This is a genomic window from Streptomyces niveiscabiei (assembly GCF_001419795.1).
In the GTDB taxonomy this organism is placed as follows: domain Bacteria; phylum Actinomycetota; class Actinomycetes; order Streptomycetales; family Streptomycetaceae; genus Streptomyces; species Streptomyces niveiscabiei.
The window spans coordinates 1-7,525 of record NZ_LIRL01000916.1; the positions used below are offsets into that span (position 1 = coordinate 1).

The window sequence follows — 7,525 nt, forward strand, 5'->3', positions numbered from 1 at the left end:
CCCACATCCCGGTCACACCATCGCGTTGCACCGCTCGGCGGACGACGGGCGCACTCAGTTCGTGTTCGGCGACGACGACACAGCCGCCGTTCAGCAGCGGCACCCAGATCTCGTACGTCGCCGCGTCGAAGGAGTGCGGCGAATGGAACAACACCCGCTCATGCCCGGCGAACCGGGCGTCAGCGGCCAACGCCACCACCGCGCTCTGCGTGACAGCAACTCCCTTGGGCCGCCCGGTCGAGCCGGACGTGAACATCACATACGCCAGCGAGTCCGCCGACACGGACGGCAGTTCCCCTTCGGCGCCGGTCAACTCCCCTCCGGTCAGTACGAGTTCGGTGCCGCTGTCGGCCATGATCTGCCGGATGCGCTCCTCGGGGAGCGCCGTGTTGACGGGCACGTACAGCGCTCCCGCCTTCAATACGCCCAGCATCGCGACCAGGACGTCCACGGACCGGGACATGTGCAGCCCGACCCGGGACTCCACCCCGACCCCACGGCCCGCCAGGACCCGGGCCAGCCGCTCGGACCGCTCGGCCAACTCCCCGTAGGTGAGGGTGATGTCACCGCACACGACGGCGACGGCGTCCGGAGTGCGGGCGGCCCACTCCCCGAACGCGTCCACCACGGACCTCCCGGGTGCCGTCCCGCCGCCGTCCGCCCAGGTGTCCACCACCAGTGCGCGTTCCTCGCGGCTCACCAACGGCAGTGCGCCCACGGCCCGTTGGGGTTCCTCGAGCAACGCGCCCAGCGTCAGGGCGAGATGGCCGGCGAGCCGCCGTGCCGTCTGCGGCAGGAAGCGCGCGGGGTCGTAGGCGAGGGTCATGCTCAGTCGGTCGGCGGCTCCCGCGACGAGGGTGAGGGCGAAGTTGGTGGACTCGACGGCCCGTACGTCCCGCAGGGCGGCGCCGTCCGCGTCCACCGGATAGTTCTCGAACACCACCAGGCTGTCGAACAGCGAGGCGTCCGGCGGGAGTTCGGTCTCGATCGCGGACAGGGCGACGTACTCGTGGGCGCGTGCCTCGGTCTGGGCGGTGTGCAGGGCGCGCAGCCAGTCGGCGACCGGCTGGTCCCGGTCGACGGTCACCCGGACGGGCAGGGTGTTGATGAACAGGCCCAGGATGTCCTCGGCGCCCGGGAGTTCGGCCGGCCGGCCGGAGACCGTGGCGCCGAAGACCACGTCGCGGGTGCCGGAGTACGCCGCCAGCAGGGCCGCCCAGGCGCCCTGGACGAGGGTGTTGACGGTGACCCGGTGGCGGCGCGCGAACTCCGTCGCCTTCACGGCGACCTCGTCGGGGAGAGGTACGGCGAGGCGTTCCGTGGACCGGCCCCACTCGGCGTGGTGGTCGTACGGGAGGGAGACCGGCTCCGTGAATCCGGCGAGCCTCTCCCGCCAGTACGCGCGGCCTTCTTCCTGGTCCCGGTCGGCGAGCCAGCGCAGGTACGTGCGGAAGGCGCCGCGCGGCGGGGTGTGGCCGGTGACGATGTCGGTGAGGAGGGCGGCGCTGCTCCAGCCGTCGAGGATCAGGTGGTGGAAGGTCCACACGACCTGGACGCCGTGGTCCGGGAGGCGGGCGAGGTGGACGCGTTGCAGCGGGGCGGCCGTCAGGTCGAGGCCGCGCAGGCGCTCCTGTTCCATCAACTGCTCGACGCGGGCGGCACGTTCGGTGTCGTCCGCGCAGTCGGTCCAGTCGTGGATCGCGACGGGGAGCCGGGCCTCGCGGTGCACGATCAGCACCGGGCGGGAGACCTCCTCCCAGGCCACCGAGACACGCAGGGCATCGGTGCGGTCCACGGCGCGCTGCCAGGCGGCGGCGACGGTGTCGGGGTCGCCGTCGAGGACGCACGCGAACTGCTCGAGGTACGCGCCCTGTTCGGACGGGTCGGAGAGGGAGTGGAAGAGCATACCCTCCTGGAGCGGGGTGAGCGGGTGGACGTCCTCGACCGCACGGCCGTCCCCGACGAGGTGGTCGACCTCGTCCTGGGTGAGGGCGACCAGCGGGAAGTCCGAGGGGCCGCAGCCGCCCGCGCCGGGTTCGGCGCAGTGCGCGACGAACGCCGTCAGCTCGATGGTGAAACGGCGGGCCAACTCCTCGACGGTGGACCGGTGGTGGCGGGTTCGCGCGTACGTCCAGGCGAAGGTCAGCCGGCCGTCCTGGAGGCCGCCGGTGACATCAAGGAGGTGGGTGCGCCGCTCGCGCCCGCTGTGATCCGCGCCCGCCACGGGGAGTTCCGCCCCGTAGAGGCCGCCGGGACGGGCCGAACGGCCGTGGTAGTTGAAGCTGATGCGCGGCTCGGGCAGGTCGGTGAGGGCGCGGCCCGGGTGGCGCAGCGCGCCGTATCCGACGCCTCGGTGCGGCACGGCGCGCAGTTGCTCCTTGACAGCGGTGACCGCCTCCCGCCAGTCGTCGCCTGCGGGCAGGGCGAGAGCGACCGGGTACAGGGAGGTGAACCAGCCGACGGTGCGGGTGAGGTCGACGTCGGCGAAGAGGTCCGTACGGCCGTGGCTCTCCAGGTGGATCGCGGTGCGGTCGCGGCCGGTCCAGTCGCGCAGGACGCGGGCCAGCGCCGTGAGGAGGACCTCGTCGACGCGGGTGCGGTGGACGGCGGGGACGCGCTGGAGGAGGGACTCGGTGTCCTCGGCGCTCAGCGCGACGAGCACGGTGTCCTGGTCGGCGACGGTGTCGCCGTCGCCCGGCAGGTCGACGGGGAGTTCGGTGGGGGCGCCCGCCAGCGCGGCCGTCCAGTAGTCGGCCTCGGCGTCGAAACCGCCGCCCGCCGTATGGGAGTCGAGGCGGTCGGCCCACTGCCGTACGGAGGTCGTCTTGGCTCCGAGGTCGACGGGCCGGCCCGCGACGGCCTGGGCGTAGGCGGTGGCGACGTCCTCCAGGAGGATGCCCCACGAGACGGTGTCGACGACGAGGTGGTGGGCGGTGAACAGGACGCGCGGGCGTCCGCCGCCGCCCGGCAGCCAGGCCACGACCCGCAGCAGCGGCCCCCGGTCCAGCCGGAACGCCGCCTGTACGTGTGCGGTCACCGCGTGCCAGGTGGCGTCCGGGGCGGGGGTGCCGGGGGCGCCGGTGAGGTCGTGGACGGTCAGGACGCGGTCCGCGTCGGCCGACTCCTCGACGTACGCGGTACGAGGGTCGGTGAACACCGTGCGGAGCGCGTCGTGTTGGGCGAGGACGGCAGCGACGGCGGTGCGCAGGGCGGTGACGTCGAGGTCGTCGGCGAGTTCGTAGGAGACGGACATGGTGAAGTGGTCCGGGGCCACGGGGTGAGTGGCGAAGAACCAGTCACGGATCGGGGTGGCGGCCAACTCGCCGTGGACCGTGCCCTGTTCGGCGAGGACGTCGCCGGTGCGGCTGGCCGAGGCCGCGAGGGCGGCGACGGTCTGGTGGGCGAAGAGGTCGCGGGAGGAGAGGTCGAGTCCGGCGCGGCGGGCGCGGGAGACGGCCTGGATGCTGAGGACGGAGTCGCCGCCGAGGTCGAAGAAGTTGTCGTGGACGCCTACGCGCCGGGCGCCCAGGACCTCGGTCCAGATGTCCACGAGCACCCGCTCGGACTCGGTGCGCGGCGCCGTGTACTGGTCGGTTCCGGGGCCCTCGGGCTCGGGCAGCGCGGCCCGGTCGACCTTGCCGTTGGCGTTGAGCGGGATCGCGTCGAGGGTGACGAACGCCGAGGGGACCATGTACTCGGGGAGTACGGCGGCGGCGTGGGCGCGCAGTTCAGCGGCGTGCACGGTCGCGTCCGGAGCAGGGACGGCGTACGCGATCAGCCGGGCGGCGTGGGCGAGGACGACGGCCTGGTCCACCGCGGGGTGGCGGACGAGGACGGACTCGACCTCCCTGGGCTCGACGCGGAAGCCGCGGATCTTCACCTGGTCGTCACTCCGGCCGACGAACTCCAACTGCCCGTCCCCGCGCCGCCGTACGACGTCACCGGTGCGGTAGAACCGCTCGCCGGTGCCGGCCGGGTCGGCGACGAAGCGGGTGGAGGTGAGGGCCGGCCGGCCGAGGTAGCCGCGCGCCAGTCCGGGCCCTGAGACGTGGAGTTCGCCCGCGACGCCGACCGGGACGGGGCGCAGCCAGTCGTCCAGGACGTGTACGGCGCTCCCGGCGAGGGCCGTGCCGATGGGGGGAGTCGAGGCGGCAGGCGGGAGGGGGGCGCTCATCGTCGCGCACACCGTCGTCTCGGTGGGCCCGTAGGCGTTGATCATCCGCCGGCCGGGTGCGCACCGCGCGACGACGTCCGGCGGGCACGCCTCCCCGGCGACGACCAGGACGGGCGGCAACTCCCCCTCGTCCAGGGCGGCGACGAGCGCGGGGGGCAGCGTGGCGTGGGTGACGCCGGACTCGGCGACCACCCGCCCCAGCCGGTCGCCCCACTCCTCCTGCGACTCGTCCACGACCAGCGCGGCGCCGGACAGCAGCGCCATGCACAGCTCCCACCAGGACGCGTCGAATCCCGGCGACGCGAACTGCAACACCCGCGCCCCCGGCCCGACATCGAGCCGTTCGACCTGGGCCGCCAGCAGCCCGGCGACACCGGCGTGGGTGACGACGACGCCCTTGGGGCGGCCGGTCGACCCGGAGGTGTAGATGACGTACGCGCCTGCGGACGGCGGGACACGGACGCCGGGGTCGGTCGTCTCCTGCTCCGCGAGGACACGGATCGTCTCCGGGTCGTCGAGGAGAAGGGCGTGTACACCACTGGGCGCGAGGTCTCGCCGGGTGAGGACGAGCGGCACGGCACTGTCGCCGAGCATGTACGCGATGCGGTCGGCGGGGTAGGCGGGGTCGACCGGCACGTAGGTGGCGCCCGCCTTGAGGACGCCGAGGACCGCGCAGACCTGGTCCACCGAGCGGGGCAGGAGCAGGGCGACCCGAGTGCCGGGGGTGACACCGCGGTTCAGCAGGTGGTGGGCCAACTGGTTGGCGCGGGCGTCGAGTTCCGCGTACGACAGGCTGTGCAGGACGGCGGGGGCGCCGGGGGCCGCCGCGACCTGCCGGGCGAACAGCTCGGGGATCGAGAGAGCGGGGACACCGGGCGCCGGGCGCTCCTGCAGGGCGGCCAAGTGCGCCTTGTGCAGGGCGGCTTCCGGCGCGGAGGTCAGCGCCTGCGCCAGCGCCAGCCAGTGGTCCGCAAGCCGCGCGACGGTGTCGGCGTCGAACAGGTCGGTGCTGTACTCGGCCGCCGCTCGAACCCCTTCGGCGTCCTCCCTGAAACCGAAGGTGAGGTCGAACTGCGCGGTGGCGCGCGGCACTTCGACAGGTGCCACGTCCAGGCCAGGGAGCGTGAGAGGGGCGTCCGGGGTGTTCTGGAGGCTCACCATGGCCTGCACCAGCGGGGTACGGCTCGTGTCGCGCTCAGGGGCCAGCGCGTCGACGAGTTCGCCGAACGGCACGTCCTGGTGGGCGAAGGCGTCCAGGACGGTGGACCTGACGTCGGCGAGCAGAGCGCCGAACGTCAGCGACTCGTCGATCCGGGAGCGCAGGACCAGCGTGTTGACGAAGAACCCGACCAGCCCCTCCAGTTCGGCCCGCTCCCGCCCGGAGGTCACCGTGCCGATGGCGATGTCGGACTGCCCGCTGTACCGCGACAACAGAAGCTGGGTGACAGCGGTCAGCGTCATGAAGAGACTCGCCCCCTGCCCCCGAGCCACCTCCCCCAGCTCCGCGACCAGCCGCGCGGGCACCCGGAACGTGTGCATCGCCCCCGCGCCCGTCCGCACGCTCGGCCGGGGCCGATCCGTAGGCAGCTCCAACGGCTCCACCCCAGCCAACTGGGATCGCCAGTAAGCGAGTTGGCCATCCAGCTCACCCCGCCGCAGCCGCTCCCGCTGCCACACGGCGTAGTCCCCGTACCGCACGGGCAGCTCAGGGAGCGCCGCCCGCCCGCTGTACAACTCGCCCAGCTCACGCACGATCACCCCCATCGACCACCCGTCGGTCACTATGTGGTGCACCGAGAGCACGAGCACCTGCTCACCGGCGTCGACCTTCACCAACAGCACCCGGATCAACGGGCCTTCACACAGATCGAACGGCGTGCCCTGCTCGGCCCCGAGCAGCCGGTCGAGCGCCGCGCCCCGTTCCTCCGCGGCGACCTCGGACACATCGGCACGCCGTACCGGAACGACGAGACTCGGCAGCACCCGCTGCCGCCCCTCCCCCGCCACGGACTCCAGGGTGGTCCGCAACACGTCGTGCCGCGCGACCACCCCGTCCACGGCGGCCTGGAGCGCGACAAGGTCCAACTCCCCCGTCAGCCGCAGCGCGAGCCCGGTGTTGTACTCGGTGCCGCCGGGGGCGAAGTCGTCGAGGAACCAGAGGCGTTCCTGCGCGAAGGACAGCGGGAATTCGGTGGCGACTCGGCGGGTGATGGCGTCGGAGTGGCCGCCGGCCGGAAGGGCAGCGGCCAGGGCAGCGATGGTCGGATGGTCGAACAGCGCCCGAGGGGAGAGGTCGGCACCGAGAGCGGCGCGCAGGCGGGAGGTGACCCGCAGGCTGGTGATCGAATCACCGCCCAGCTCGAAGAAGTTGTCGTGCACCCCGATCCCCTCGGCCCCCAGGACATCGGCCCAGATCCCGGCGAGCGTCTCCTCGACCGGGGTACGCGGAGCGACGTACCGCTCCCGCACGAACTCAGGCACGGAAAGAGCACGCCGATCAACCTTGCCATTGACCGTCAGCGGCAGCGCGTCCAGGACCACGAAAGCCGACGGAACCATGTACTCCGGCAGCACAGCCGCGAGTTGAGCACGCCACCCCTCAACATCCGCCTCACCGACGACGTACGCCACCAGACGCTTCACACCCGGCTGATCCTCCCGCGCAACGACCGTCACCTGACCGACACCCGAGCACCGCCCCAACACAGCCTCGATCTCGGCAAGTTCGATCCGGAAACCCCGGATCTTGACCTGATCGTCACCACGCCCCAAGAACTCCAGCCGACCATCAGAACGCCACCGCACCACATCACCCGAGCGGTACAGCCGCTGCCCCGGCACGAACGGATCGGCCACGAACCGCTCAGCAGTCAGCCCGGCCCGCCCGAAGTACCCACGAGCCAACCCGTCGCCACCGAGATACAGCTCACCGGCGACACCGGCCCCGACCAGCGACAACTCATGATCGAGAACGTAGGCCCGGGTGTCGTCCATCGGCCCCCCGAGCGGCACGGCGCCCTCACCGACGTCCCCGACGGTCAACGCTCCGCACACCGCGAAGGTCGTCGCCTCGGTCGGCCCGTAGACATGCACCAACTCCGTACCGGGGCACCGCTCCAGCATCCCGGCCATCGCAACGGCGGACGCGGCCTCACCGCCGGTCCACACCTCACGCAGCCCCCGGAAACACTCCGCGTCCTCCTCGACCAACGCCCCGAAGAGCGCCGTGGTCATGAACATCCCGGTGACACCGTGCAGTTGAACCGCCTCACGCACCACGGACACACTCAAGTCCCGATCAGCGACCACCACACAGCCGCCGTTCAGCAGCGGCACCCAGATCTCGTACGT

The 7,525-nt window shown here is 72.4% G+C and carries 1 protein-coding gene; it reads right to left on the bottom strand.

What is annotated here, in order from left to right; translation table 11 throughout:
• Positions 1 to 7,525: non-ribosomal peptide synthetase (locus tag AOK24_RS36855; protein WP_159052119.1), on the bottom strand; the 7,525-nt coding region annotated here is incomplete at both ends.